The following is a 23,562-nucleotide window of genomic DNA, read 5'->3' as shown; positions in this document are numbered from 1 at the left end:
CGATGAGCGACATTCTGAAGCGGCTCTCGGACGAGGGCGTGTCCATCTGGCTCGACGACATCAGCCGGGAGCGGTTGCGGACGGGCAACCTGGCGGAGCTCGTCAAGGACAAGCACGTCGTGGGCATCACGTCCAACCCGACGATCTTCGCGAAGGCGCTGAGCAAGGGCAACGCCTACGACGACCAGGTCCGCGACCTGGCGCTGCTCGGCGTTGACGTCGAGGAGGCGTCCCGGGCGATCACCACGCACGACATCCGGTGGGGCTGCGACGTGCTGCGCCCGGTCTACGACCGGACCGGCGGCGTGGACGGCCGCGTGTCGATCGAGGTCGACCCGCGCCTCGCCACGGACACGGCCAAGACGGTCGCCGAGGCGCGGATGCTGTGGTGGCTGGTGGACCGGCCCAACCTGTTCATCAAGATCCCCGCGACGAGGGAGGGCCTGCCCGCCATCACGGCGGTGCTGGCCGAGGGCATCAGCGTGAACGTGACGCTGATCTTCTCGCTGGAGCGCTACGGCGAGGTCGTCGACGCGTTCTTCGCCGGCATGGAGCAGGCCCGCGAGAACGGGCACGACCTGTCGGCGATGGCGTCGGTGGCGTCGTTCTTCGTCAGCCGGGTCGACACCGAGATCGACAAGCGGCTCGACAAGATCGCTTCGGACCGGGCGAAGGAGCTGCGCTCCAAGGCGGGCCTCGCCAACGCCCGGCTCGCGTACGCGCTGTACGAGGAGAAGTTCGGCACGGACCGGTGGAAGGCGCTGAAGGACGCCGGGGCCCGTCCCCAGCGGCCGCTGTGGGCCTCGACCGGGGTGAAGGACCCGAACCTCAACGACACGCTGTACGTGGACGAGCTGGTCGCGCCGGGCACCGTCAACACGATGCCGGAGGCGACGCTGGTGGCGGAGGCCGACCACGGCCAGGTGCGCGGCGACACCGTCCGCGCCACCTACGACGACGCCCGCGCGCACATGGCGGCGCTCAAGGAGGTCGGCGTCGACTACGACGACGTCGTGCGCGTCCTGGAGGACGAGGGCGTGGAGAAGTTCGCGGCCTCGTGGCAGGGCATGCTCGACTCCATCACCGGCGAGCTGGAGGCCAAGGCGGCCGGCGCGTGACCTCGGTGGTGACCGCCGGGGGGATCTCGGTCACCATCCGCGGCGCCGTCGTCGACGAGGGCGAGACGGTCCTGGACCGTCTCGTCTCCGACGGCGTGCCGGGCTCGCTCGCGTCCCGGAGCGCCAAGCTGTGGGGGCCGGACGCGGCCCCGCTCGCCGCCCGCCGGCTCGGCTGGCTGGACCTGCCGGAGACCTCCCGGTCGCTGCGGGACCGGCTGGCCGGACCGGCGGGCGAGGCGCGCGACGCCGGCCTGGACCGGATCGTGCTGGTCGCCTCGGGCGGTGCGGCACTCGGCGCCGAGGCGGTGTGCCGGGCGGCGGGCGCCGAGCTGATCGTCCTCGACACGACCGACCCGCACGAGGTGTCGGGCGTGCTGGCGGGCGACCTGGCCCGGACGCTCGTGGTCGTGGCGGGCGGGAGCATCGAGGCGCAGTCGCTGCACCGCGTGTTCGGGCGCGCGTTCTCCGCGGCCGGGCTGAGCGGCGCGGAGCTGGCGCGCCGGTTCGTCGCCGTCGCCGAGGACGGCTCCGAGCCGGCCCGCTTCGCGGCGGACGTCGGCCAGCACCTCGTCGTGGCCGAGCCCGGCACCGACGGCCGGTTCGGCGCGCTCGGCGCCCGCTCGCTGGTCCCGGCGGCGCTCGCGGGCGTGGACGTCGACGGCGTGCTGGACGAGGCGTCCGGGCTCGCGGCGGTGCTGCGGCAGCCCTACGACAACCCCGCGCTGGCGCTGGGCGCGGCGCTGGGCTCCTCGGCGCTCGGCGTCCGCGACAAGCTCGTGATCGCCGACCACGGCTCCGGCCTGCACGGCCTCGCCGGGTGGGCGGAGCAGCTGGTCGCGGGGGCGATGGGCAAGGACGGCAGGGGCCTGCTGCCGGTCGTGGTGGAGGGCGTCGAGGCCCCGGGCTTCGAGCTGGCCGACGACCTGCGGCGCGTCATCCTCGGCCGCCGCCCGGACGAGCCTGGCCCCGGCCGCGAGGCGGGGATCAGCGTGGCGGGCCCGCTCGGCGGGCAGTTCCTGCTGTGGGAGTACGCGGTCGCGGTCGCGTCCCGCGTGATCGGCGTGAACCCGTTCGACGAGCCGGACACCGGCGCGTCGCGGGAGAGCACGGCCGCGCTGCTGCGGTCGGAGGAGGGCACGGCGCCCACGGTCGTACGGCGCCCGCCGGAGCTGGTCGAGGGCGCGGTCGAGGTGCACGCCCCGCAGGACGCGCTGGGCGGCGCGCGGACGCTGGCCGAGGCGCTGGAGACGATCCTCGCCGGCGTCCCGGACGGCGGCTACCTCGCGGTGCTCGCCTACCTGGACCGCTCCGGCGACGCGGCGGCGGCCGGGCTGCGCCCGCTGCTGGCGGCGCGGGGCGCCGGGGTCCGCAGGCGCCCGGCGCCGGTGACGTTCGGCTGGGGGCCGCGCTACCTGGACACGGCCGGGCAGTACCACAAGGGCGGGCCGCTGAACGGCGCGTTCCTGCAGATCACCGGCGCGGTCACCGAGGACGTGCCGGTGCCGGGACGGCCCTACAGCCTGGGCGAGCTGCAGCTCGCGCAGGCGTTCGGCGACCTGCGGGTGCTGCGTTCGCTGGGGTGCCCGGCCGTCCGGCTGCACCTGCGCGACCGCGCCGAGGGTCTCGCGCAGTTGGCCGGCGCGCTCGCCTGACCGCCCGCCCGGACGCACCGAGACCGGGGCGGATCCGGGACGCGACCAAAGAAGATCAATGGAGATGGTCGCGAATGCCCGTTCTCTCCTGAAACGATGGGGGCGGGAGGAACGGTGTCCGGATTCGACGTATTGACGCGTGGTGACGTGCTGGACGCGGCGCTGCGGGCGAGGGACTACCTCGTGAGCTGCGGCGTCCCCGGCGCGCTGGCCGCCAAGGACCCGCGGCTGTGGGGGCGGCGCGCGGTGGACCACAGCCGGCTGGGCTGGCTCGACCTGCCGTTCGCCTCCCGCGGGCTGCTGAACCAGGTGAACGGCCTGGTGGCCGAGGCGCGCCAGTCGGGGCTCGACCACGTCGTGCTGATCGGCGTCGGGGCGGAGAGCCTCGCCGCGCAGGCGATCATGGAGGCGCACGCGCCCGCGCTCGCCGGCGCGGGCGGCGGCGGCGCGGGCGGCGGCGCCGGCGCGGGCGCCGAGCTGACCGTGCTGGACGGCGGCGACACCGCCGCGCTGGCGTTCGCGATGGAGCGGCTCGACCGGACGCTCGTCGTGCTGGCGAGCAAGGCGGGCGTGTCGCTGGAGGGCGACGCCTACCGGCGGATCTTCGCGGAGGCGTTCCGGAAGCGGGGCCTGTCGGAGCGGGAGATCGCGGGCCGGTTCCTGGTCATCACCGACCACGGGAGCCCGCTGCACGATTTCGCCCGCCAGTGCGGCTACCGGATCGGGCTGACCGACCCCTACCTGCCGGGGCACTACGGCGCGCTGTCGGCGTACGGGCTCGTCCCGGCGGTGCTGGCGGGCGCGGACGCCGACCGGCTGCTGGACGAGGCGGCGTCGCTGGTGCCGTCGCTGTCCAAGGACGAGGACAACCCGGGGCTGCTGCTCGGCGCCGTCATCGGCGGCTGCGCGCAGCAGGAGCCGGGCGGCCTCGCCCGCGACAAGGTGCTGCTGCGCGAGCCGGGCGGGCCGGGCGCGCTGAGCGCGTGGATCACCCAGCTGCTCGCGGTCGGCACCGGCAAGCGGGGCCGCGGCGTGCTGGCGTTCGAGCCGGCCGGCGGGCGCGGCAACTTCCCCGACGTGCACGGCGTGTCGATCAACCCGAAGACGGCGGCGCAGGACGATTCCGACACCTCGGTGTGGGCGCCGCTCGGCGCGCAGTTCCTGCTGTGGGAGTACGCGACGGCGGTCGCCGGGTGGCTGCTCGGCGTGAACCCGTTCGAGGCCGGGAGCACCGTCGTGCAGGAGGCGGAGGACGACGCGGCGACGCTGCTGCGCACCGCGGCGTCGGGCTCGCTGACGGCGGAGCGGCCGGTGTACGTCGAGGAGGGCATCGAGGTGCACGCCGACTTCCCGTGGCCGCCCGGCGCGGAGCTGCAGACCGTCCTCGGCGGGCTGGTCGCCTCGGTGCCGAGCGACGGGTACCTGTCGGTGATGACGTACCTGTCGGGCGACTTCTCCGGGCGCTACCTGGCGCCGTCGCTGGCCCGCGCGTCCGGCCGTCCCGTCGCCTACGGGCCGGGTCCCGGCTACCCGCACGCGACCGGCCCGGTGCACAAGGACGGCCCCGGCAACGGCGCGTTCCTCATCATCACCGGCGACCCCGCGCCGGGCGACGCGCTCGCCGCGCATCCCGTCCCGGGCCGCCCCTACAGCCTGGCGCAGCTGCGGCTGGCGCGCGCCCTCGGCGAGCTGCGGGCGCTGCGCGAGCGCCGGCTGCCGGTGATACGGCTGCACCTGCGCGACCCGATCGAGGGCGCCGGGCGGCTGACCGAGGCGGTCCGCGCGGTGGCGGGGGCGCGCAGGCCGTGATCCCGCACCGGGAATGATCAGTCGGGCACAGGCGTATACCTGGGGGGTGGCGGGGGAGCCCGCGGCGGCGCCGCGCAGGGCGGTGCCGTCGCCCGTGCCCGGAATTCGGGTCCGTGCGGCGAGTTGGGGCAGGATGCTTGCAGTAGTGCGACGAGAAGGCGCAGTCCGATCAGAGGGGGCCACGTGACCAACCCAGCCAATCCGCTCCGTGACCCGCGGGACAAGCGCCTGCCGCGGGTGGCCGGGCCGTGCGTGCTCGTACTGTTCGGGGTCACCGGCGACCTGTCCCGCAAGAAGCTGCTCCCGGCGATCTACGACCTGGCGAACCGGGGGCTGCTGCCGCCGGGCTTCTCGCTGGTCGGCTTCGCGCGCCGCGACTGGGAGAACGAGGACTTCCGGCAGATCGCCTACGAGTCGGTCAAGGCGCACGCGCGGACCCCGTTCCGCGAGGACGTGTGGACGCACCTGTCGGAGGGCATGCACTTCGTCCCCGGCGAGTTCTCCGACCCGGGCGCGTTCGACGCGCTGTCGATGGCGGTCAAGGAGCTGGACGAGAGCCGCGGCACCGGCGGCAACTACGCCTTCTACCTGTCGATCCCGCCGAAGTTCTTCCCGCAGGTCGTCGAGCAGCTGCAGCGCAGCGGGCTGGCCGACCGCAAGGACGGCGCCTGGCGCCGGGTCGTGATCGAGAAGCCGTTCGGCAGCGACCTGAAGACCGCGGTGGAGCTGAACGACACCGTGCACCGCGTCTTCCCCGAGGAGTCGATCTTCCGGATCGACCACTACCTCGGCAAGGAGACGGTGCAGAACATCCTGGCGCTGCGGTTCGCCAACACGATGTTCGAGCCGATCTGGAACCGCTCGTACGTCGACCACGTGCAGATCACTATGGCCGAGGACATCGGGATCGGCGGCCGGGCCGGCTACTACGACGGCATAGGCGCCGCACGCGACGTCATCCAGAACCACCTGCTGCAGCTGCTGGCGCTGACCGCGATGGAGGAGCCGACGTCGTTCCGCGCGGAGGCCGTCCGCGCCGAGAAGGCCAAGATCCTGTCGTCGGTGCGGGTGCCCGGCAACGTCGCCGAGTCCACCGCGCGGGGGCAGTACGCGTCGGGCTGGCAGGGCGGCGTGAACGTCCGGGGCTACCTGGAGGAGGACGGCATCCCGGCCGACTCCCGCACCGAGACCTACGCGGCCATCAAGCTGGAGATCGAGAACCGGCGCTGGGCGGGCGTCCCGTTCTACCTGCGCACGGGCAAGCGGCTCAGCCGCCGGGTGACCGAGGTCGCGATGGTGTTCCAGAAGGCGCCGCACCTGCCGTTCTCGCAGACCGACACCGAGGAGCTCGGGCAGAACGCCCTGGTGATGCGGGTGCAGCCGGACGAGGGCATCACGGTCCGGTTCGGCTCCAAGGTGCCCGGCACCTCGATGGAGATCCGCGACGTCAACATGGACTTCGCCTACGGCGAGTCGTTCACCGAGACGTCCCCCGAGGCCTACGAGCGGCTGCTGCTGGACGTGCTGATCGGCGACCCGCCGCTGTTCCCCCGGCAGGAGGAGGTCGAGCTGTCCTGGCAGATCCTCGACCCGATCACCGAGTACTGGGCGAGCCGCAGCGGTCTCGACCAGTACAAGTCCGGCGGCTACGGGCCCGACAGCGCCGACGAGCTCATGGCGCGGGACGGGCGCACCTGGAGGCGGCTCTAATGAACATCGATCTCACCGGAACCACCACCCGCAAGATCCAGGACGCGCTGACGCAGTCCCGGCATCTGATGGGCGGCCCGGCCGTCGGCATGGTGCTCACCATGATCATCGTGACCGACGAGTCGGCGCAGTACGACGCGGTCCGCGCCGCGACGGAGGCGGCGCGCGAGCACCCGTGCCGGGTGCTGACCGTGATCTCCCGCGACGCGCGCGGCGGCTCGTCGCGGCTGGACGCCGAGATCCGGATGGGCGAGACCGGACCGGGCGAGACGGTGCTGCTGCGCATGTACGGCCCGCTCGCCGAGCACGCCGACTCCGTCGTCGTCCCGCTGCTCATGCCGGACACGCCGGTGGTGACGTGGTGGCCGGGCGGCAAGGTGCCGAAGGTGCCGGCGAAGGACCCGCTGGGCGCCCTCGCGCAGCGCCGGGTGACCGACTCCTACGCGGCCCGCGACCGGCTCGGCACCCTCGCCCAGCTCGCGCAGGGCTACCGGCCGGGCGACACCGACTTCACCTGGACGCGGCTCACCTCGTGGCGGTCGCTGCTGGCCGCCGCGCTCGACCAGGACCACAGCGACGTCCTGTCCGGCGAGGTGACCGCCGAGCCGGACAGCCCGAGCGCGGAGCTGCTGGCGGCGTGGCTGTCGGTCCGGCTGGGCGTGCCGATGCGGCGGACCGTGTCCGAAGGGCCCGGGATCACCGGCGTGCGGCTGACGACGGCCGGCGGCGACATCCAGATCCACCGCCCGGACGGCCGGGTCGCGACGCTGTGCCGGCCGGGCCAGCCCGACCGGCAGGTGTCGCTGCTGCGCCGCCCGATGGCCGAGCTGCTGGCCGAGGAGCTGCGGCGCCTCGACCCCGACGAGGTCTACCGCGACGCCGCCGCCCGGTTCGCCAAGGACCTCGCGCACGGCACGGCGGAGCCGGGGGTCGCGGACGACCCGGTGTCGGCGACCCCCGAGGCGGCGCGGACCGAGCCCGCCAAGCAGCACGCGGAAGAGCACCAGGGGGACGCGTGAGCGCCCCGCAGGTGCTGGTCCACCGCGACCTGGACCTGCTCGCCGAGGCCGCCGCCGCGCGGCTGGTGACCCGCATCGCCGACGCCCAGGCGGCGCGCGGCACGGCGTCGGCCGTGCTGACCGGCGGCGGCGCCGGCACCGCCGTGCTGGCGGCGCTCGCCGCGACGGGCGCGCGCGACGCGATCGACTGGAGCCGCCTGGACGTGTGGTGGGGCGACGAGCGGTTCCGTCCCGCCGGGGACGCCGAGCGCAACGAGACCGGAGCGCGGGCGGCGCTGCTCGACCACGTCCCGGTCGACCCAGCGCGGGTGCACCCGATGGCCCCGTCGGACGGCCCGGACGGCGACGACCCGGAGGCGGCGGCGGAGCGGTACGCCGCCGAGCTGCGCGCCGCCGCGGGCGCCGGCGAGCCGGTGCCGGAGTTCGACGTGCTGATGCTCGGCGTGGGCCCGGACGCCCACGTCGCCTCGCTGTTCCCGGGCATGCCGGCGCTGCACGACGAGCGTCCGGTCGTGGCCGTGCACGACTCCCCCAAGCCGCCGCCCACCCGGATCTCGCTGACGTTCCCGTCGCTGCGCGCGGCGCGGGAGGTGTGGGTGCTGGCTGCCGGCGAGTCGAAGGCGGAGGCCGTCCGCCTGGGCCTGTCGGCGGGAACGGAGCAGGTCAGGGCCCCGGTCGCCGGCGCCCGCGGCAAGGAACGGACCCTGTTCCTGCTCGACACGGCCGCCGCGTCCCGGCTGCCCATCTGAGAGAACACCGAAGAGTGTCCTTGGTTCCGCATGCCTCACGCTGAACCGTGCATAACCTGAGCACGTGATTATCTTGTGCACCCCTTGATAGGGGGATGACCCGCAGTGCGGGCCGGGCAGGCGAGCGTGAGGAGTTCTCAGGTGCTCAAGGGTCGGACCGGGACGGCGAGCGCGGCGATCGCGGGGGCGGCGCTCGTCGCCGCCGCGGGCTGCTCGTCCGGCGGCGGCGACAGCGGCAAGGGCGGCGGCGACGGCGGCAAGGCCGGGGACGCGGTGAAGCTCGCGATCACGCCCGCGACGGGCACGCAGCAGGCGGCGCCGGACAAGCCCGTCACCGTCACGGCGGACAACGGCAGACTCACCGGCGTTACCCTCACCTACGGCAAGAAGAACGCCAAGGCAGCGGGCACGCTGGCGGCGGACGGGAAGTCGTGGAAGTCGTCGTGGACGCTGCAGCCGTCCACGACGTACACGGTCACCGCGAAGGGCACCGGCGACGGCGGCAAGGAGGTCACCGCGACCTCCACGTTCACGACGCTGAAGCCGGCGAAGAAGCTGACCTCCGGCATGTCGCCGCTGGACGGCGAGACCGTCGGTGTCGGCATGCCGGTGCAGCTGCTGCTGTCCCGGCCGGTGGGCACCAAGGCCGGCAAGGCCGCGGTGGAGAAGGCACTCGAGGTCCGGATGTCCAAGCCGGTCGAGGGCGCCTGGTACTGGATCAGCGACAAGGAGGTCGACTTCCGACCCCGCGAGTACTGGCCGTCCGGGCAGAAGGTGAAGGTCATCGCGCACCTGGCCGGCCTGAAGGTCGGCGACGGCGTGTACGGCATGAAGGACCGCAGCGCGAGCTTCACCGTGGGCGACCGGCACATCACCACGATCGACGCCAAGAAGCACCGCGCGACGGTGACCGAGGGCGGCAGGACCGTGCGGACGATGAAGGTCAGCCTCGGCAAGCCGGGCCACGACAGCTACAGCGGGACGATGATCGCCCAGGAGAAGGCGGCGAACATCATCATGGACTCGGCGACCACCGGCGACCCGGGCGAGTACCGGATCCCAACGAAGTGGAACGTCCGCCTCACCTACAGCGGGACGTTCGTCCACTCGGCGCCGTGGTCGACGGACGCGCAGGGCAACGACAACGTCAGCCACGGGTGCGTGAACGCCTCCCCCAAGGACGCCAAGTGGTTCTACGAGTTCACCAACCGCGGCGACGTCGTCAAGGTGACCGGCACGTCCCGCAGGCTCCAGTTCGGCAACGGCCCGACGCCGTGGGCGAAGTCGTGGGACGGCTGGCTCGCGGGCAGCGCCGTCGGCAAGCCGGTCACGGGCCTGCCGCTGAAGTGACCCGGCTCAAGCACCCCGGTTCGCGTGCGCGAGGCGATCAAGGGCAGACTTAGGGCCATGCAGAAGCTCTCGTTGGACGCACAGGTACGGGACCATCTCAAGCGCGCCGCGGCCGGGTCGACCGGGCGCAGCGCCGACACCGTCTACGGCGGGCATGAGCACGTCCTGCGCCAGACGCTCGTGGCCCTGACGGCGGGCACGTCGCTGTCGGAGCACGAGAACCCCGGCGAGGCGACCATCCACGTCCTGCACGGGCGGGTCCGGCTGCGTTCCGGGGACGACCACTGGGACGGGATCTCCGGCGACCTGCTGATCATCCCGGACGCGCGGCACAGCCTGGAGGCGCTGGAGGACGCGGCGGTCCTGCTCACCGTCGCCAAGGTCGGCTGAGCCGCGGGCCCGGGTGTCAGTCGCGGCGCAGGTGCGCGTGGCAGGCGCCGGGTTCGGCGAAGGGCTCCAGCCGGTCGGCCTCGACGGGCGCGTCCAGTTCCGTCAGCGCGCCCTGCATGAGGCCGAGGTGGACGTCGCAGACCAGCGGCCCGTACTCCTCGGCCAGCTCCAGGAACGGGCAGTGCCGCAGCCGGATGAGGTCGCCGTCGGGCCGGGGGGCGAAGTCCAGGTCGTCCAGCAGGGCGGTGAGCCGGTCGGTCGCCTCCTCGCCGGTCAGCCGCTGGAAGGGCGGCGGCCGGTCGACGAGGAAGCGGCCCCACTCGCGGCCCGCCTGGGCGGCGCTCTCCCGGGCGGCGGGCCCGTCCGAGGCGAGCCGGCTGAGCAGGATCTGGGCGAGCAGCCGGTAGCCGCGGGCGCCGCCGCGGTCCATGCCGGGGCGCGGGGTGTAGACGGTGCGGGGGCGGCCGGGGCCGGACGGCTGCTCGGCGGACCGCTCGACGGTGCCCTCGGCGGCCAGCGCGTCCAGGTGGAACCGGGCGGTGTTGGCGTGGACGCCGAGCCGCTCGGCGACCTCGGCGACGCCCAGCGGGGCGCCGGCGTCGCGCAGGATGTCGAGGACCTCCTGGCGGCGGGAGCGTTCGGTGGTCACGCCGCTCCTCCCGCCGGCGGCTGGGCCGCGATCAGCGGATGGTCGCGGTCGAGCGCGCCGAGTTTCCCGGCCCCGCCCGGCGAGCCGATGTCGTCGAAGAACTCGGCGTTCGCCCGCGTGTAGGCGGTCCACCGGTCCGGCAGGTCGTCCTCGTAGTAGATGGCCTCGACGGGGCACACCGGCTCGCACGCGCCGCAGTCGACGCATTCCTCCGGATGGATGTACAGGGCGCGCGCGCCCTCGTAGATGCAGTCGACGGGGCACTCGTCGACGCACGCCAGGTCCTTGACATCGACGCAGGGTTCGGCGATCACGTAGGTCACGGCGCGCTCCTCATGCCTCCACACGTTCCTCCACACGTTTCTAACAATGCTACATGTAATAATAATTGAACAGGGAGCGAAAGGGGTGACCATGCCAGACGTCTTCATTCAGGCGACCGAGACCGACCCCGCCGTGCGGGCCGCGGCCGTCGTGCGCCACATCCATGACCGACTGCGCAACCGGCTGGCCGCGCTGGCCGACCACGAGCCCGGCATCGTGGCCGGGTTCTGCGCCGGCGAGCTGCGGCGTCACCTCGCCGCGGCCGACGAGGCTCTCTACGCCCCGGCGGCGGGCGCCCCGGAGACGCGGCTGCTCGTCCGCGCGATGCGCACCACCGCGGCCGAGATCGAGCGGCGCATCGGCGTGCTCGACCCGTCCGGCGACCCGGCCGCGTTCGCCCGCAACATCGGGTCGGTCCTCGCCGTCCACCTCACCGTGGAGGAGACCGTCCTGCTGCCGGCCCTCGCCGAGCTGCCCGGCGCCGACCTCGGGCTCCTGGTCGCCGACCTGCAGACGCTGCTGGACGGCGGGCGGCTGGAGCGGCCCGACGTCATCGACGTGCGCGAGATCCCGCGCGGGCAGAAGCATCCGCGCATCTTCGCACGCTTCTCCCGGCTCGCGCCCGGAGAGTCCTTCGCGCTGGTCAACGACCACGACCCGAAGCACCTGCGGCGCGAGTTCGAGGCCGCCCACCCGGACGCGTTCACCTGGGAGTACGAGGAGACCGGCCCCGAGCGCTGGCAGATCCGCATCGGCCGCCGCGCCTGACGCCGGCCGGCCGCCCGCGCGTGCCGACCAAAGTCGACGGTCCGCCTACCTGCGGCCACTGGCCGGGCTGGGTCGTGTGGCTACCGTTGGGCGCGTGGACCTCTTCCGGCGATCGCGGCGCGACTGGCTCGGCGACCTCGGCCTGACCGCCGCGGCGGCCGCACTCGGTGTGCTGCTGCTGCTCGGGACGAAGGATGACCTTCCTGCCGATGTGACGATCGTGGTCCCGCGGGACCTCGCGATCGGCTCGGTCTGGCTGGCCTTCCTCCTGGTGTTCCGGCGCCGGTACCCGGTGGCCGTCGCGGTGACGATGGTGTTCGCCCAGTGGACGGCGACGTCGGCGCTCGGCACGGCCGCGTTCGCCGTGTACTCGCTGGCGATGCTGCGTTCCTGGCGGACCGTCCTGCCGATCGCGGGCGCGAACATGGCGCTCATCGTCACGCTGTTCCGCATCACGTCCGACCGGCAGGAGTTCCGGCAGGGCACCGTCGTCTTCGTCCTGATGTACGCGGTGCTGATCACGGCGGGCATGCTGGTCAGGTCCCGGCGGGAGCTGATCGCGTCGATGGACGAGCGGGCCCGCGCCGCCGCGACCGAGCAGCGGCTGCGGGTCGAGGAGGCGCGGCTGCTGGAGCGCGAGCGCATCGCCCGGGAGATGCACGACGTCCTCGCGCACCGCATCTCGCTGCTGGCGGTGCACGCGGGGGCACTGGAGTTCCGCCCGGACGCGCCCGCCGACCAGCGCGAGGCCGCCGGGATCATCCGGCAGAGCGCCTACGAGGCGATGGAGGACCTGCGGGAGGTGATCGGCGTGCTGCGGGACGACTCACCGGACGCCGCCCCGGAGCGCCCGCAGCCGACGCTCGCGGACGTGTCCGCGCTCGTGCGGGAGTCGCGGCGGGCCGGCGGTCGGATCACGCTGGAGGAGAACGTCCGCGACCCCGGACGCGTACCGGCCCGCGTCGGGCGGCACGCGTACCGGATCGTCCAGGAGGGGCTGACCAACGCCCGCAAGCACGCGCCGGGCGCGCGGGTGCGGGTGTCGCTCGACGCCGGGGCCGACCTGGACATCGAGATCGTCAACGCGCTGCCGCCCGGCCCGCCCGCGCCGCCGCCGCCGGGCTCCGGCGCGGGGCTCGTCGGGCTCGCCGAGCGGGTGGCTCTGCTCGGCGGTACGCTGGAGCACGGCCACACCGCCGACGGCCGGTTCCGGCTGCGGGCGCGCCTGCCGCTCGGGACAGCGCATGCCCCCGGGTCCGGCGGGAAAGGTGATGTGCATGGCGAACTCCTCTGACCGGCCCGTCCTGGAAGAGCTCGACCGCGCCGAGTGCCTGCGGCTCATCGCCGGCGGCGTCATCGGCCGCGTCGCGTTCGACGACGGCGAGGGACCCACGGTCATCCCGGTGAACTACGCCGTGGACGGCGACGCCGTGATCTTCCGGACGTCGGTGTCCGGCCGGCTGAACCGCAGCCTGCTGACGTCGGTGGTCGGCGGCGAGGTCCGGGCCGCGTTCCAGGTGGACCGGTTCGACGAGGCCGACCACGCCGGGTGGAGCGTGCTGTTGCGCGGCGGCGCCCATCCCCTGTCGGAGGAGGAGAGGGAGAAGGCCGCGCAAGTCGATGCGTGGCCCGGCGGCGACCGCGAGGCGTGGTTCCGGCTGTCGGCGATGGAGGTCAGCGGCCGGCGCCTGCACCGGCCCTGACCCGCTCTAGGGTGGCGGAATGGACTCCCCTCCCGTCCGCGTGCTGATCGTCGACGACGACGCGCTCGTCCGCGCCGGCCTGTCGATGATGCTGGCGAACGCCGGCGACCTGGAGGTGGTCGCGGACGTCGCCGACGGCGCCGAGGTCGTCGCCGCCGTGAACCAGCACCGGCCCGACGTCGTGCTGATGGACATCCGGATGCCCCGGCTGGACGGGCTCGCGGCGACCGGGCTGCTGCGCGCCCGCCGCGAGCCTCCCGAGATCATCATCCTGACGACGTTCGACACCGACGACCACATCCTGCGGGCGATGCGCGCGGGCGCGAGCGGGTTCCTGCTGAAGCACACCCCGCCGCCGGAGATCATCCGCGCGATCCGGCAGGTCGCGGCAGGCGAGCCGATGATGTCCCCGGCGGTGCTGCGCAAGATGATGTCCTACCTGGCCGAGAGCGGCGCCGACCCGCGCCGCGACCGCGCCCGCGAGCTGCTGGCCCGGCTGACCGACGGGGAGCGCACCGTGGCCGCCCTCGTCGGACGCGGCCGGACCAACAGCGAGATCGGCCAGGAGCTGTCGCTCAGCGTCGCCACCGTGAAGGCGTACGTGTCGCGGCTGCTGGCGAAGCTCGACCTGAACAACCGGGTGCAGATCGCCCTCCTCGTCCACGACGCCGCCCTCGACGACTAGCGCCGCCGGGGGGCCAGCGGGACGTCCCGGAGCAGCAGCGCCGCCGCGAGGCCGATCACGAGAACGGGCAGCGCGGCGGTGAACACGCCGGAGAACGCGTCCGCGAAGGCGGCGGCGACGCCGTTCCGTACGGGTGCGGGCAGGGTGGCGAGGACCCCCGGGCGGACGGCGTCGGCGAACGCGGGGACCCGCCCGTCCGGGACGCGCCGGACGACCTCCTCGGCGAACCGGTTCGTCATGATCGCGCCGAAGACGGCCATTCCGGTGGCGGTGCCGAGCATCCGGGTCGCGAACACGCCGGAGCTCGCCGCGCCCAGGTCCCGCTGCGGCGCGGCGTTCTGCGCGATCAGCACGACGACCTGCTGCGACAGCCCCGCCCCGAACCCGAGGACCGCCATGTAGCAGCCGGCGGCGAACAGGCTGGTGCCGGCGTCCATCGTGGCCAGCAGCCCGATGCCGGCCAGGCTGATCGCCATGCTCGCCGCCGGGAGCCGGTGGTAGCGGCCGGTGCGGTGGATGTAGCGGCCCGCGCCCATGGAGGCGGCCAGCAGGGCGGCCATCATCGGCAGGAGCAGCAGACCTGACCTGGTGGCGTCCACTCCCCCGACGACCTGGAAGAACATCGGCAGGTACGTCGCGAGCCCGAACCCGGTGGCACCGCCGACGGCCGCGACGACGCAGGCGACGGCGAACGACCGGTCGCGGAACAGCCGGGGCGGGATGACGGGTTCGGCGGCCGTCCGCTCGACGAGGATCCACACCGCGAACAGGACCACGGCCCCCGCCGCCAGCGCGAGGACGACCGGCGAGCCCCACGCGTAGCGCGTCCCGGCCCAGCTGGTGAACAGCGTGAAGCAGGTGACCGCCGCGCCGAGCAGGACGATGCCGGGGTAGTCGATCCGGGACCGTCCGACCGGCTTCGGCAGGCGCAGGAACAGCAGGGTCGTCGCGATGGCCGCGATGCCGAGCGGCATGTTGAGGTAGAACACCCACCGCCACGACGCGTGGTCGGTGAGGAACCCGCCGACCAGCGGCCCCGCGATGCTCGACACCGCGAAGATCAGCGCGGAGTACCCCTGGTACTTGGCGCGCTCGCGGGGCTCGAACAGGTCCCCGGTCACCGCGAACATCGAGCTCATCAGGCAGCCGGCGGCGGCGCCCTGCACGACGCGGAACGCGATCAGCCAGTCCATGCCCGGCGCCGCGCCGCACGCCGCCGACCCGGCCAGGAACCCGATCAGCCCGGTCAGCAGGACCGGCCGGCGTCCGAACAGGTCGCCGAGGCGCCCCGACAGCGGGACCGTGACGCTGGTGGCCAGCACGTACGCCGTCGAGACCCAGGCGATCCGGTCGAGGCCGCCGAGGTCACCGACGATCGTGGGCAGCGCGGTGCCGAGCACCGTCGCGTCCAGCGAGGACATGAGCCCGGCGAGCATCAGCCCGCCGAACACCCAGAGCCGCTCGCGGTGGCCCATCGAAACGGTCGTCCCAACCATGTGCACCTCACATTCATATGTGTTACTCATATAGATGCTAAGAGCATACACATGAGTTGTGCAAGCCGACTAGACTGGGCGCCATGGGCGAGGAAGCACTGGACTCGGTCGAGCGGAGCATGGTCCGGCTGCGCCGCGGCATGTCCCGGCAGCGGCTCGGCAAGGCCGCGATCCGGGACCACAACCTCCCCGTGGACGTGCAGGTCCTGCACGTCGTGGACGTGATCGACGAGGGCCTCGACGGCCCCGGCGAGGAGATGAGCGTCGGCCTGGTCGCCGCCCGGCTCGGTGTGGACGCCTCGCGCGGCAGCCGCGTCGTCGCCGAGGCCGTCAAGTCCGGCTATGTCCGGCGGGTCGCGTCCCAGGCGGACGGCCGCCGCATCCACCTCGAACTCACCGACGCCGGCCGCCGCGTCGTCGAGGCCACGCGCCGCACCCGCCAGGAGCACTTCGCCAAGGCCATGAGCCAATGGACGGAGGAGGAGCGCGCCGAGTTCGCCCGCCTCCTGGCCCGCTTCGTCCACACCTACGAGGGCTGACCCGCCCGCTGGCGAGCCGGGTCGGACGATCGGTGCCTCGCGGTCACCTCTCACGCCATGGCCGCCTCCTCCCCCGCGGCTTCCCGGCGTGCGGCGCGCATCATCCTGTGGTTGCAGGTGGAGGGCCTCCGGATACACCGGGAGTTGCGGGCCCGGGACCCGACGCTGGGACGTCCGGCGGACGGTACGGGGCGGGGTGTCCGTTTAGGCTGGCGGCATGGGTGATCGCCGTGTTCTCCGGATGCCGCACGGGCGGCTCCGGGACGCGGTCGTCGCCGGCGGTGTGCTGCTGGTGGTGGCCGTCAGCACCCTGAACTCGTTCATCGGCGCCGCCGAGGAGTCGTGGGCGAGGAAGGCGGCCGGCTGGGCGCTGATCGTCCTCACCTGCGGTGCGCTGTACTTCTCCCGCCGGTTCCCGGTGGCGGTCGCCGCCCTCGCGCTCGCGGCCACCGGCGCCTACTACGTCACCAGCATCAACGACGGCGGGCTGATGATCGCGCTCATCGTGGCGCTGTACATGGTCGCGGCCTGCGGCCGGCTCCGGGCGGCCGTCGTCCTCGGCGCCCTGACCGTGATCGGGACCGGCATCGGCACGCTGCTCGGGAACGACGAGGTCAACGCCGTCGCCCTGTTCATGCTGACCGGCTGGGTGGTGGCCGTGGTCGCCCTCGGCCGGGTCTGGCACAGCCGCCTCGCCTACCTCCGGGAGGCCGAGCGTCGCGCCGCGGGCGAGGAGCGGCTGCGCATCGCCCGCGAGCTGCACGACGTCGTCGGGCACCACCTCTCGCTCATCAACGTCCAGGCGGGGACGTCTCTGCACCGCTTCCACCGGGACCCGGCGCAGGGCGAGGCGGCCCTCGCCGCGATCAAGGAGTCGAGCCGGGAGGCGCTGCGCGACCTGCGCGCGACGCTCGGGATCCTGCGGCGGGCCGGCGAGGAGGCGCCGACCACGCCCGCGCCCGGCCTGGACGGGATCGGCGAGCTGATCGGGTCCGCGCGGTCGGCGGGGCTCACCGTGCACGGCCGCGTCGCCCGCATGGCGGATCCGCCCACCGAGGTCGGGCTGGCCGCCTACCGGATCGTCCAGGAGTCGCTGACCAACGTGTCGCGGCACGCCCCCGCCGCCGAGGTCACCGTCAGCGTCGAGCCCGGGCCCGGCGAGCTGCGCATCGAGGTCGCCGACGACGGCCCCGGCGAGAGCGCGGGCGGGCCCGGCAGCGGCGTGGCGGGCATGCGGCAGCGGGCTCGCGCCCTCGGCGGCGAGCTGACCGCGGGTCCCGGGCCGGACGGCGGCTTCCTCGTCCGGGCGCGGCTGCCCTACGAGGCGGCCGGCCGGTGATCGAGGTGCTGCTGGCCGACGACCAGGGCCTCGTCCGGGCCGGGTTCCGCTCCATCCTGGACGACGAGGACGACATCACGGTCACCGGCGAGGCCGCCGACGGCGAGCGGGCCGTCGCCGCCTGCCGCGAGCTGCGTCCGGACGTGGCGCTGCTCGACGTGCGGATGCCCCGGATGGACGGCCTGGAGGCCGCCCGCCGCATCACCGCCGACCCGCGCCTCAACGATGTCCGGGTGGTCATCCTCACGACGTTCGACCTGGACGAGTACGTGTACGGCGCGCTGCGCGCCGGCGCCACCGGCTTCCTGCTGAAGGACACCGAGCCGGCCGAGCTGATCCACGCCGTGCGGGTCGCGGCGCGCGGCGACGCGCTGATCACCCCGTCCGTCACCCGGCGGCTCATCGGGGAGTTCGCCGGACGCGTCGACGTCCCCGCCCCCGGCCCCCGGCTGAAGGCCCTCACCGAGCGGGAACGCGAGGTCATGCTGCTCGTCGCCGCCGGGCAGAGCAACGACGAGATCGCCGCCCGGCTCGTGCTGAGCCCCGCCACGGTCAAGTCCCACGTCAGCCGCATCATGGCGAAGGTCGGCGTGCGCGACCGCGCCCAGCTGGTCGTCCTCGCCTACGAATCGGGCATGGTCAACCCCCGCTGGATGCGACCCCGGCGGTAGCCGGCGCGCCGGGCCCGCAACTTCTGAGGTGGCCCGGATGCCGACCGCGGGCCGATGCCGCGCGGCATGCCGGTTCCCGACGCTGGAGGCATGAACATTCCGGGCGCCTTCATCGGGTTCCTCGTCGGCGGGGCCGCGGGCTTCCTGCTGACCGAGACGGTGGGCGCGTTCTTCTTCTTCGTCCTCGACCGGACGCTCGACGTCGACGGCACCCCGGTGCTGCTCGCCGCCTTCATCGCCGTGCCGATCCTGACCGCCGTACTCGGCGCCGCCATCGGCGCCCGCTTCACGAACAGAGGTTGACGTGCCCACTCCATCCTCCGGCCGCTTCGGACGCCTGGCCGGGTGGTCACAGCGCCACCGCTGGGCCGCACTCGTCCTGTGGGTCGCGGTGGTCGCCGCGATCACGGTCGGCTCGCAGGCCGCCGGCAGCGCCTACCACAACGACTTCTCGCTGCCCGGCACCGATTCGCAGGCCGCCGCCGACCTGATGACCGAGCACGGCTCCCGGCAGGCGGGCGCCACCGTCCAGATCGTCGCGCAGGACGCGGGCGGCCTGGCGGGCGACCGCCAGGACATCGCGCCGATGCTCGCCAAGGTCCGCGGGCTCCCCTCGGTCGCGGACGTCGGCGAGTTGTCGCTCTCCGGATCGGGCACCATCGGCTACGCCACCGTCACGCTGAACGGCACCGCCGAGGACGTCCCGAAGGAGCACGTCACCGAGATCATCGAGACCGCCCAGGCCGCCGCCGGGGACGGCCTGCGCATCGAACTGGGCGGCGACCCGGTGCGCGGCGCCGAGGAGGGCGGAGGCGGCGCGGCCGAGGGCGCGGGGATGCTCGCGGCCCTGGTCATCCTCGTCCTGCTGTTCGGCTCCCTCGTCGCCGCCGCGCTCCCCCTCGTCACCGCCCTGTTCGCGGTCGGCGGCGCGATCGGGCTGATCGCGCTGGCCTCGCACGCCTTCACCGTCGCCGACTTCACCCCGCCGATCATGATGCTGATCGGCCTCGGCGTCGGCGTCGACTACGCGCTGCTGATCTTCTACCGGTACCGGCAGGAGCTCCGCGACGGCGCCGGCCCGGCCACCGCGACCCGCCGCGCCCTGGACGCCGCCGGACGCACCGTCTTCTTCGCCGGCTGCACCGTCATCATCGCCCTGCTCGGCCTGATCGCGCTCGGGCTCGGCTCCCTGCAAGGCGTGGCGCTCGCGGTGGCCCTGACCGTACTGGTCACGATGGCGGCGTCCCTGACGCTGCTGCCGGCCCTGCTCGGCGTCTTCGGGAGCCGCATCCAGCGCCAGGTGCTCAAGCGGGCGGCGAAGGCCCGGCCGGGTGAGAGCCGCTGGCACCGGCTGGCGTCGGCCGTCCAGCGCCGTCCCGTCCCGGCCCTGCTCGCCGCCGTCATCGCGCTGCTCGCTCTGTCGGCGCCCGCCCTGCACATGCGCCTCGGCTTCGCCGACGCCGGCAACGACGCCCCGTCCAGCACCAGCCGCCAGGCCTACGACCTCCTGGCGGAGGGCTTCGGCCCCGGCTTCAACGGCCCGCTGATCATCGTCGCCAAGGGCGACGCGGGCCCCCTCCGGGCAACCCTCGCCCACACCGAAGGCGTCGCCGCCACGACCCCGCCCATCCCGTCCAAGGATGGTGCGGTCTCGGCCGTCATCGTCTACCCGACCACCGCGCCGCAGGACGAGGCGACCACCGACCTCGTCCACGACCTGCGCGACGCCGTGCTCCCGTCGCTCTCATCCAGCACCGGCGTCGAGTACCTGGTCGGCGGGCCGACCGCCGCGACTCAGGACTTCTCGGACGCGGTCTCGGCCCGTATGCCGCTGTTCGTCGCGATCGTCGTCGGCATGTCGGCCCTCCTCCTGATGGTGGTGTTCCGCTCGGTGCTGATCCCGGTCAAGGCCGCGCTGCTCAACCTGCTCTCGATCTCAGCGGCCCTCGGCGCGGTCACCCTGGTGTTCCAGGACGGCCGGTTCGGCGCGCAGAGCGGCCCCATCGAGGCGTTCATCCCCGTGATGATCTTCGCGATCGTCTTCGGCCTCTCCATGGACTACGAGGTGTTCCTCGTCTCCCGCATCCACGAGGAATGGGAGCGCACGCGGGACCCGTCCCGCGCCGTCCGCGAGGGCCTGGCCGCCACCGGCAAGGTCATCACGGCCGCCGCCGCCATCATGATCGTCGTGTTCTCGGCGTTCGTCCTGAGCCCCGACCGGATGCTCCAGCAGTTCGGCCTGGGCCTCGCCGTGGCCGTCCTCCTGGACGCCGTGGTGATCCGCTGCCTGATCGTCCCGGCCGTCATGCAGCTACTCGGAGAACACGCCTGGTGGCTCCCCGCGCCTCTCGCGAGACGCCTCCCGAAGGTGGCCCTGGAACACCCCTGACCGTGGCCGGGCCCGCGCAGACCCCATGTGACGGGCCCGGCCACCGCTCACTCGCCGCAGTCAGCTCAGCCGGGCATGCAGGAGGCAGAACTCGTTGCCCTCGGGATCCTGCAGGACGACCCAGCTCTCTTCGCCCGTCTGCCCGACGTCGGCCGGCCGCGCCCCGAGGGCCAGCAGCCGCTCGAGCTCGGCGTCCTGGTCGCGGTCGGTGGCGTTCACGTCGAAATGCAGCCGCAGCTTGCCGGCCTTCGGCTCCTCGGTCCGGTCGAAAATGAGCGTCGGCAGAAGCCCGCCGGCCCCTTCCCGAGGCCCGATCTCGACCGCGTACTCCTCCCGGTCGAGCACCGCGAACCCCAAGACCTCGCACCAGAACGCGGCCAGCGCCTCAGGGTCCCGGCAATCGATCACGAGCTCACTGATCCGACAGGCCACGCCCCGTCCCCCTCGCTCCTTGGTTCACGCTCCACCGGACGACGATAGTGGTCCGCAAAGCGTTCAGGCCCTCGGCCGGACGAGCTGCGCTCAGCTCGTCCGGCCGGCCCCCGCGTCCAGCGGCGTGCGGGGTCAGCGCGGGGTGAGCCGGACGACCGGGTACTGCCGGTCGGACTTGCTCTGGTATCTCGCGATGCGCGGCTGGGCCGCGGCGATGCGCTGCCATGCCTGATCGCGGTCGGCGCCGTCCAGCCGGTTCGGTACCACCGGCACGGCCTCTTTCTGTGCCATGGCCTGCCTCCCGAAGCTCCGGTACTCCCCTCAGCGCACCTCGTTGATGCGGATCATGTTGCCCGCGGGGTCGCGGAGGGCGCAGTCGCGGACGCCGTACGGCTGCTCGGTCGGCTCCTGGACGATCTCAGTGTCGCCGGCCTGCAGGCGCTCGAAGGTGCCGTCGAGGTCCGGGGTGGCGAGGATGATCATGGCGTAGGTGCCCTTGGCCATCATCTCGGCGATGGTGCGGCGCTCGTCGTCGGTGACGCCGGGGTCGGCGACCGGCGGGTGCAGCACGATGGACGTGCCGGGCTGCCCGGCCGGCCCGACGGTGATCCACCGCATCTTGCCGTTCCCGACGTCGTTGCGGACCTCGAAGCCGAGAACGTCGCGGTAGAAGGCCAGGGAGACTTCCGGGTCCTCGTGCGGGAGGAAGGTCGCGTGAATAGTGATGTCCATGCCGATCACGCTAGCCAGGCCCCGCGGACCAGCGCTTCTCGATTCCTGACCGGTTCGGTCACCTCTTCCCCAGCGCGCGGTCCTCGTGTCAGCCGACCACGTCCTCGGGGCTGGCCGAGGCCGGAAAGCCCGCGCTGGCCCCCCACATCTCCGCGAACCGGCCGTCCTCGATGCGGAAGATCTCGAACAGCGCGGGCTGCGCGTCGCCCCGGACGTCCGCCATCGCCGACGCCTGCACCCGCACGCCCTCGCCGACGGAGGCCGACCCATCAGCGTTATGACCGCCCGCCGCGCCTCCGAGTCGCCGCGCACCTCGTCAGGGGAGGTCGAACGCGCCGCGCTTGGCCTCGTCCAAGAAGGCGCTCCACTCCGCCGACGTAAAACTCAGCACCGGACCTGACGGATTCTTGGAGTCTCGGGCAAGGACGTCCGGAGACAGGGCGTGAGCGGCCACCTCTACGCAGTTGGTCCCATCCGTAGTGCTGTAGCTGCTCTTTCGCCACAGCTCACCCTCGATTTCGTGGATGCTCATAGTTCGCACGCTATCCGCTCGACAAGCGCCCGCGAATCCTCTTTCGGCAAGGCGAGGGAGGCCAGCACTTCGTGGACCCGCTCGTAGTACGAGACGTCCGCAGGGTCATCGACGAACCAGCTACGCACGAGACTGTGGACGGCGACGACCTTCATGGCATCGTCCCGCCCGATATCCAGGATGGAGAATGTCCCGTCCAGCCCTGGGTGGCTGCCAGCGGCAAGGGGCAGAATCCGGAGGTCCAGGTGCGCCGCGCTGGTCACCTCCAGTATCTTTCTGAACTGCTCTTTCATGACCCTACGGCCGCCGATCGGCGTTCGAAGTGCGGCCTCACCGATCACCCAAGCCACGGGAATCGCTGGTTCCGAAAGGATTCGCTGCCTCGCCATCCGCAATCCAAGCGCTCCCGCCCGAACTGGCTGCTCTTGAACGGGGGCATAAGCGGAGAAGATCGCCTGGGTGTACGCCTCCGTCTGCAGCAGCCCCGGCACGACCTGGGGCTCAAACTCCCGGATGCGTGAGGCGTCGCCTTCCAGGGAGGCGTAGTCGACGATGAATGGGTCCGTACGCTCCTGGTAGCCGAGCCACCAGCCGTCCTTGCGGCCTTGGGCGGCGAGGTCGAGGAGGCGGGCGCGTTCGCGGGCGTCGGTGATGCCGTAGTGGTCGAGGATCTGGCGGAGGTCCCGGGGGCGGACGGCGCGGTGGCCGTTCTCGTAGGCGCTGAGGGTGGCCGGCGAGCGCTCGACGAGGCGGGCCGCCGCCTCCTGCGTCAGGTTGCGTTCTTCGCGGTACCGGCGGAGCGCCTGGCCGATCTTGCGGCGCCGGTACGACAACCGGTCGTCTGACGTTATGCACCCATCCTGTCACCGTGTGTGATGAAGTGGGTCAGATTCGGCGAACTTCGATACACCCGGACTTCGATACTTCAGCTTTTCGATGGGCCCGCGACGGATGTCTGTCAGGTCGCGGGAATGTGTTGATGCGGTGACGGAGGGCGATCAGCCTTTGCGGGTGACATTCGGAGGAGGAATCACGATGACCACCCGTGAGGCGGGAGAGCTGCGGCTGCTGGCCGTACTGACGTTGCCCGGTGTGGCGCAGTCCGTCCGGCATGCCCGGCTTTTTCTGCGGGACACGCTCGTCCCAGAGCACCTGGCGCCCGGCGACGAATTGCTGGACGACATGGCGCTCGTCGTGGACGAGTTCGCCGGGAACGGCATCAGGCACACCGCGTCGGGACGGGGCGGGAAGATCGACATCGCGCTGTGGGCGGGAAGCGGGCTGCTGCGGGCCGAGGTCACCGACGAGGGCGCCGGCGGGGCGCGGCCGGTCATGCGGGACGCGGCGGACGGCGAGAGCGGTCGCGGCCTGCACATCGTCGCCGCGCTCGCGGAGCGGTGGGGGCACCGCGCCGACGGGGCCCGCACCACCGTGTGGGCCGACTTCCCGGCTGTTCGGAGCCATCGCGGCTGATCGCCCCCGCGGCGCGGGGCGGGAACGACGGGC

General features: G+C 73.1%; 27 protein-coding genes. 18 read left to right on the top strand and 9 right to left on the bottom strand.

Features of this window, described 5'->3' with window-relative positions; genetic code table 11:
• Nucleotides 1-2: 2 nt before the first annotated feature.
• The 8 genes from tal to AL2_RS28390 all read left to right on the top strand — a co-directional run bounded on the left by tal (nucleotide 3) and on the right by AL2_RS28390 (nucleotide 9,797).
• Nucleotides 3-1,118, top strand: a complete 1,116-nt coding sequence (gene tal / locus AL2_RS28425; protein ID WP_067638901.1) for a transaldolase — start codon at nucleotides 3-5, stop codon at nucleotides 1,116-1,118.
• The gene (locus AL2_RS28420) at nucleotides 1,115-2,770 is read left to right on the top strand and encodes a glucose-6-phosphate isomerase (RefSeq protein WP_067638899.1); all 1,656 of its coding nucleotides are present in this window, start codon (nucleotides 1,115-1,117) and stop codon (nucleotides 2,768-2,770) included. Before tal ends, AL2_RS28420 begins: the two co-directional genes overlap by 4 nt.
• 114 nt (nucleotides 2,771-2,884) lie before the next feature.
• On the top strand, nucleotides 2,885-4,579 hold the full coding sequence (locus AL2_RS28415) for a phosphoheptose isomerase (protein WP_168444590.1): 1,695 nt from the start codon (nucleotides 2,885-2,887) through the stop codon (nucleotides 4,577-4,579).
• A gap of 183 nt (nucleotides 4,580-4,762) precedes the next feature.
• Nucleotides 4,763-6,289: a glucose-6-phosphate dehydrogenase gene (gene zwf / locus AL2_RS28410; RefSeq protein WP_067638896.1), complete on the top strand. Its 1,527-nt coding sequence runs from the start codon at nucleotides 4,763-4,765 to the stop codon at nucleotides 6,287-6,289.
• Complete coding sequence (locus AL2_RS28405) at nucleotides 6,289-7,308, top strand: glucose-6-phosphate dehydrogenase assembly protein OpcA (RefSeq protein ID WP_067638894.1); 1,020 nt, start codon at nucleotides 6,289-6,291, stop codon at nucleotides 7,306-7,308. The genes zwf and AL2_RS28405 overlap by 1 nt, the downstream gene beginning before the upstream one ends.
• Nucleotides 7,305-8,057 carry a 6-phosphogluconolactonase gene (pgl, locus tag AL2_RS28400; protein ID WP_067638893.1) on the top strand — a complete coding sequence of 251 codons (753 nt, stop codon included), beginning with the start codon at nucleotides 7,305-7,307 and terminating at the stop codon, nucleotides 8,055-8,057. Before AL2_RS28405 ends, pgl begins: the two co-directional genes overlap by 4 nt.
• A gap of 141 nt (nucleotides 8,058-8,198) precedes the next feature.
• On the top strand, nucleotides 8,199-9,407 hold the full coding sequence (locus AL2_RS28395) for a L,D-transpeptidase (protein ID WP_067638888.1): 1,209 nt from the start codon (nucleotides 8,199-8,201) through the stop codon (nucleotides 9,405-9,407).
• 57 nt (nucleotides 9,408-9,464) lie between these two features.
• Entirely contained in the window at nucleotides 9,465-9,797 is a 333-nt protein-coding gene (locus AL2_RS28390) for a cupin domain-containing protein (protein ID WP_067638887.1), read from the top strand.
• Between the two features lie 16 nt (nucleotides 9,798-9,813).
• Here the strand turns inward: AL2_RS28390 and AL2_RS28385 are convergent, their stop codons facing one another.
• Nucleotides 9,814-10,446, bottom strand: coding sequence for a helix-turn-helix transcriptional regulator (locus AL2_RS28385; protein WP_067638885.1), 633 nt, complete (start codon nucleotides 10,444-10,446; stop codon nucleotides 9,814-9,816).
• Complete coding sequence (gene fdxA / locus AL2_RS38700; RefSeq protein WP_067638883.1) at nucleotides 10,443-10,769, bottom strand: ferredoxin; 327 nt, start codon at nucleotides 10,767-10,769, stop codon at nucleotides 10,443-10,445. The genes AL2_RS28385 and fdxA overlap by 4 nt, the downstream gene beginning before the upstream one ends.
• Nucleotides 10,770-10,860: 91 nt before the next feature.
• On the opposite strand from fdxA, the gene AL2_RS28375 reads away from it, so the two are divergent.
• From AL2_RS28375 to AL2_RS28360, 4 genes are all read left to right on the top strand, one after another.
• Nucleotides 10,861-11,538, top strand: a complete 678-nt coding sequence (locus AL2_RS28375; protein WP_067638882.1) for a DUF2249 domain-containing protein — start codon at nucleotides 10,861-10,863, stop codon at nucleotides 11,536-11,538.
• 94 nt (nucleotides 11,539-11,632) lie between these two features.
• On the top strand, nucleotides 11,633-12,832 hold the full coding sequence (locus AL2_RS28370; protein ID WP_067638881.1) for a sensor histidine kinase: 1,200 nt from the start codon (nucleotides 11,633-11,635) through the stop codon (nucleotides 12,830-12,832).
• Nucleotides 12,816-13,241, top strand: a complete 426-nt coding sequence (locus AL2_RS28365; protein ID WP_067638879.1) for a pyridoxamine 5'-phosphate oxidase family protein — start codon at nucleotides 12,816-12,818, stop codon at nucleotides 13,239-13,241. The genes AL2_RS28370 and AL2_RS28365 overlap by 17 nt, the downstream gene beginning before the upstream one ends.
• Before the next feature lie 19 nt (nucleotides 13,242-13,260).
• Nucleotides 13,261-13,926, top strand: coding sequence for a response regulator transcription factor (locus AL2_RS28360; RefSeq protein WP_067638877.1), 666 nt, complete (start codon nucleotides 13,261-13,263; stop codon nucleotides 13,924-13,926).
• Here the strand turns inward: AL2_RS28360 and AL2_RS28355 are convergent.
• Entirely contained in the window at nucleotides 13,923-15,422 is a 1,500-nt protein-coding gene (locus AL2_RS28355; protein WP_067638875.1) for an MDR family MFS transporter, read from the bottom strand. The two genes, AL2_RS28360 and AL2_RS28355, sit on opposite strands and share 4 nt — an antisense overlap.
• Before the next feature lie 83 nt (nucleotides 15,423-15,505).
• Here AL2_RS28355 and AL2_RS28350 point away from each other — a divergent pair, with 83 nt between their 5' ends.
• From AL2_RS28350 to AL2_RS28330, 5 genes are all read left to right on the top strand, one after another.
• Entirely contained in the window at nucleotides 15,506-15,961 is a 456-nt protein-coding gene (locus AL2_RS28350; protein WP_067638873.1) for a MarR family winged helix-turn-helix transcriptional regulator, read from the top strand.
• Nucleotides 15,962-16,178: 217 nt separating this feature from the next.
• Nucleotides 16,179-17,300, top strand: a complete 1,122-nt coding sequence (locus AL2_RS28345) for a sensor histidine kinase (RefSeq protein WP_067638871.1) — start codon at nucleotides 16,179-16,181, stop codon at nucleotides 17,298-17,300.
• A complete protein-coding gene (locus AL2_RS28340; RefSeq protein ID WP_067638868.1) occupies nucleotides 17,297-17,971 on the top strand; it encodes a response regulator in 675 nt (224 codons plus the stop codon). Before AL2_RS28345 ends, AL2_RS28340 begins: the two co-directional genes overlap by 4 nt.
• Nucleotides 17,972-18,061: 90 nt before the next feature.
• Entirely contained in the window at nucleotides 18,062-18,274 is a 213-nt protein-coding gene (locus AL2_RS28335) for a hypothetical protein (protein ID WP_067638867.1), read from the top strand.
• A gap of 1 nt (nucleotide 18,275) precedes the next feature.
• Nucleotides 18,276-20,360 (top strand): MMPL family transporter, encoded by a 2,085-nt coding sequence (locus AL2_RS28330; RefSeq protein ID WP_067638865.1) that lies wholly within the window; start codon nucleotides 18,276-18,278, stop codon nucleotides 20,358-20,360.
• 60 nt (nucleotides 20,361-20,420) lie between these two features.
• Here AL2_RS28330 and AL2_RS28325 read toward each other — a convergent pair whose 3' ends face one another.
• From AL2_RS28325 to AL2_RS28310, 6 genes are all read right to left on the bottom strand, one after another.
• Nucleotides 20,421-20,792 (bottom strand): VOC family protein, encoded by a 372-nt coding sequence (locus tag AL2_RS28325; protein WP_083946985.1) that lies wholly within the window; start codon nucleotides 20,790-20,792, stop codon nucleotides 20,421-20,423.
• A 132-nt stretch (nucleotides 20,793-20,924) separates the two neighbouring features.
• A complete protein-coding gene (locus AL2_RS36810) occupies nucleotides 20,925-21,083 on the bottom strand; it encodes a PNPOx family protein (protein ID WP_157438422.1) in 159 nt (52 codons plus the stop codon).
• Nucleotides 21,084-21,113: 30 nt separating this feature from the next.
• Nucleotides 21,114-21,524, bottom strand: coding sequence for a VOC family protein (locus AL2_RS28320; protein WP_067639061.1), 411 nt, complete (start codon nucleotides 21,522-21,524; stop codon nucleotides 21,114-21,116).
• Nucleotides 21,525-21,612: 88 nt separating this feature from the next.
• Entirely contained in the window at nucleotides 21,613-21,768 is a 156-nt protein-coding gene (locus AL2_RS37745; protein ID WP_157438421.1) for a hypothetical protein, read from the bottom strand.
• Between the two features lie 72 nt (nucleotides 21,769-21,840).
• Nucleotides 21,841-22,056, bottom strand: coding sequence for a DUF397 domain-containing protein (locus tag AL2_RS28315; protein WP_067638861.1), 216 nt, complete (start codon nucleotides 22,054-22,056; stop codon nucleotides 21,841-21,843).
• Complete coding sequence (locus tag AL2_RS28310) at nucleotides 22,053-22,889, bottom strand: helix-turn-helix domain-containing protein (RefSeq protein ID WP_067638859.1); 837 nt, start codon at nucleotides 22,887-22,889, stop codon at nucleotides 22,053-22,055. Before AL2_RS28310 ends, AL2_RS28315 begins: the two co-directional genes overlap by 4 nt.
• 202 nt (nucleotides 22,890-23,091) lie before the next feature.
• Between AL2_RS28310 and AL2_RS28305 the strand changes: the two genes are divergently transcribed.
• A complete protein-coding gene (locus AL2_RS28305; protein ID WP_168444589.1) occupies nucleotides 23,092-23,529 on the top strand; it encodes an ATP-binding protein in 438 nt (145 codons plus the stop codon).
• Nucleotides 23,530-23,562: the final 33 nt, after the last annotated feature.

The organism is Actinomadura latina NBRC 106108, from assembly GCF_001552195.1.
In the GTDB taxonomy this organism is placed as follows: domain Bacteria; phylum Actinomycetota; class Actinomycetes; order Streptosporangiales; family Streptosporangiaceae; genus Spirillospora; species Spirillospora latina.
This window is presented reverse-complemented; position numbering and strand designations above follow the sequence as displayed.

Bases quoted from the DNA above. Each gene is read 5' to 3' on its own strand.
- AL2_RS28360 (WP_067638877.1), top strand. From the start codon at position 13,261: ATGGACTCCCCTCCCGTCCGCGTGCTGATCGTCGACGACGACGCGCTC.
- AL2_RS36810 (WP_157438422.1), bottom strand. From the start codon at position 21,083: ATGGCACAGAAAGAGGCCGTGCCGGTGGTACCGAACCGGCTGGACGGC.
- AL2_RS28345 (WP_067638871.1), top strand. From the start codon at position 16,179: ATGGGTGATCGCCGTGTTCTCCGGATGCCGCACGGGCGGCTCCGGGAC.
- AL2_RS28365 (WP_067638879.1), top strand. From the start codon at position 12,816: ATGGCGAACTCCTCTGACCGGCCCGTCCTGGAAGAGCTCGACCGCGCC.
- AL2_RS28305 (WP_168444589.1), top strand. From the start codon at position 23,092: ATGACCACCCGTGAGGCGGGAGAGCTGCGGCTGCTGGCCGTACTGACG.
- AL2_RS28315 (WP_067638861.1), bottom strand. From the start codon at position 22,056: ATGAGCATCCACGAAATCGAGGGTGAGCTGTGGCGAAAGAGCAGCTAC.
- AL2_RS28375 (WP_067638882.1), top strand. From the start codon at position 10,861: ATGCCAGACGTCTTCATTCAGGCGACCGAGACCGACCCCGCCGTGCGG.
- AL2_RS28350 (WP_067638873.1), top strand. From the start codon at position 15,506: ATGGGCGAGGAAGCACTGGACTCGGTCGAGCGGAGCATGGTCCGGCTG.
- AL2_RS28355 (WP_067638875.1), bottom strand. From the start codon at position 15,422: ATGGTTGGGACGACCGTTTCGATGGGCCACCGCGAGCGGCTCTGGGTG.
- AL2_RS28390 (WP_067638887.1), top strand. From the start codon at position 9,465: ATGCAGAAGCTCTCGTTGGACGCACAGGTACGGGACCATCTCAAGCGC.
- AL2_RS28335 (WP_067638867.1), top strand. From the start codon at position 18,062: ATGAACATTCCGGGCGCCTTCATCGGGTTCCTCGTCGGCGGGGCCGCG.
- AL2_RS28405 (WP_067638894.1), top strand. From the start codon at position 6,289: ATGAACATCGATCTCACCGGAACCACCACCCGCAAGATCCAGGACGCG.
- tal (WP_067638901.1), top strand. From the start codon at position 3: ATGAGCGACATTCTGAAGCGGCTCTCGGACGAGGGCGTGTCCATCTGG.
- AL2_RS28320 (WP_067639061.1), bottom strand. From the start codon at position 21,524: ATGGACATCACTATTCACGCGACCTTCCTCCCGCACGAGGACCCGGAA.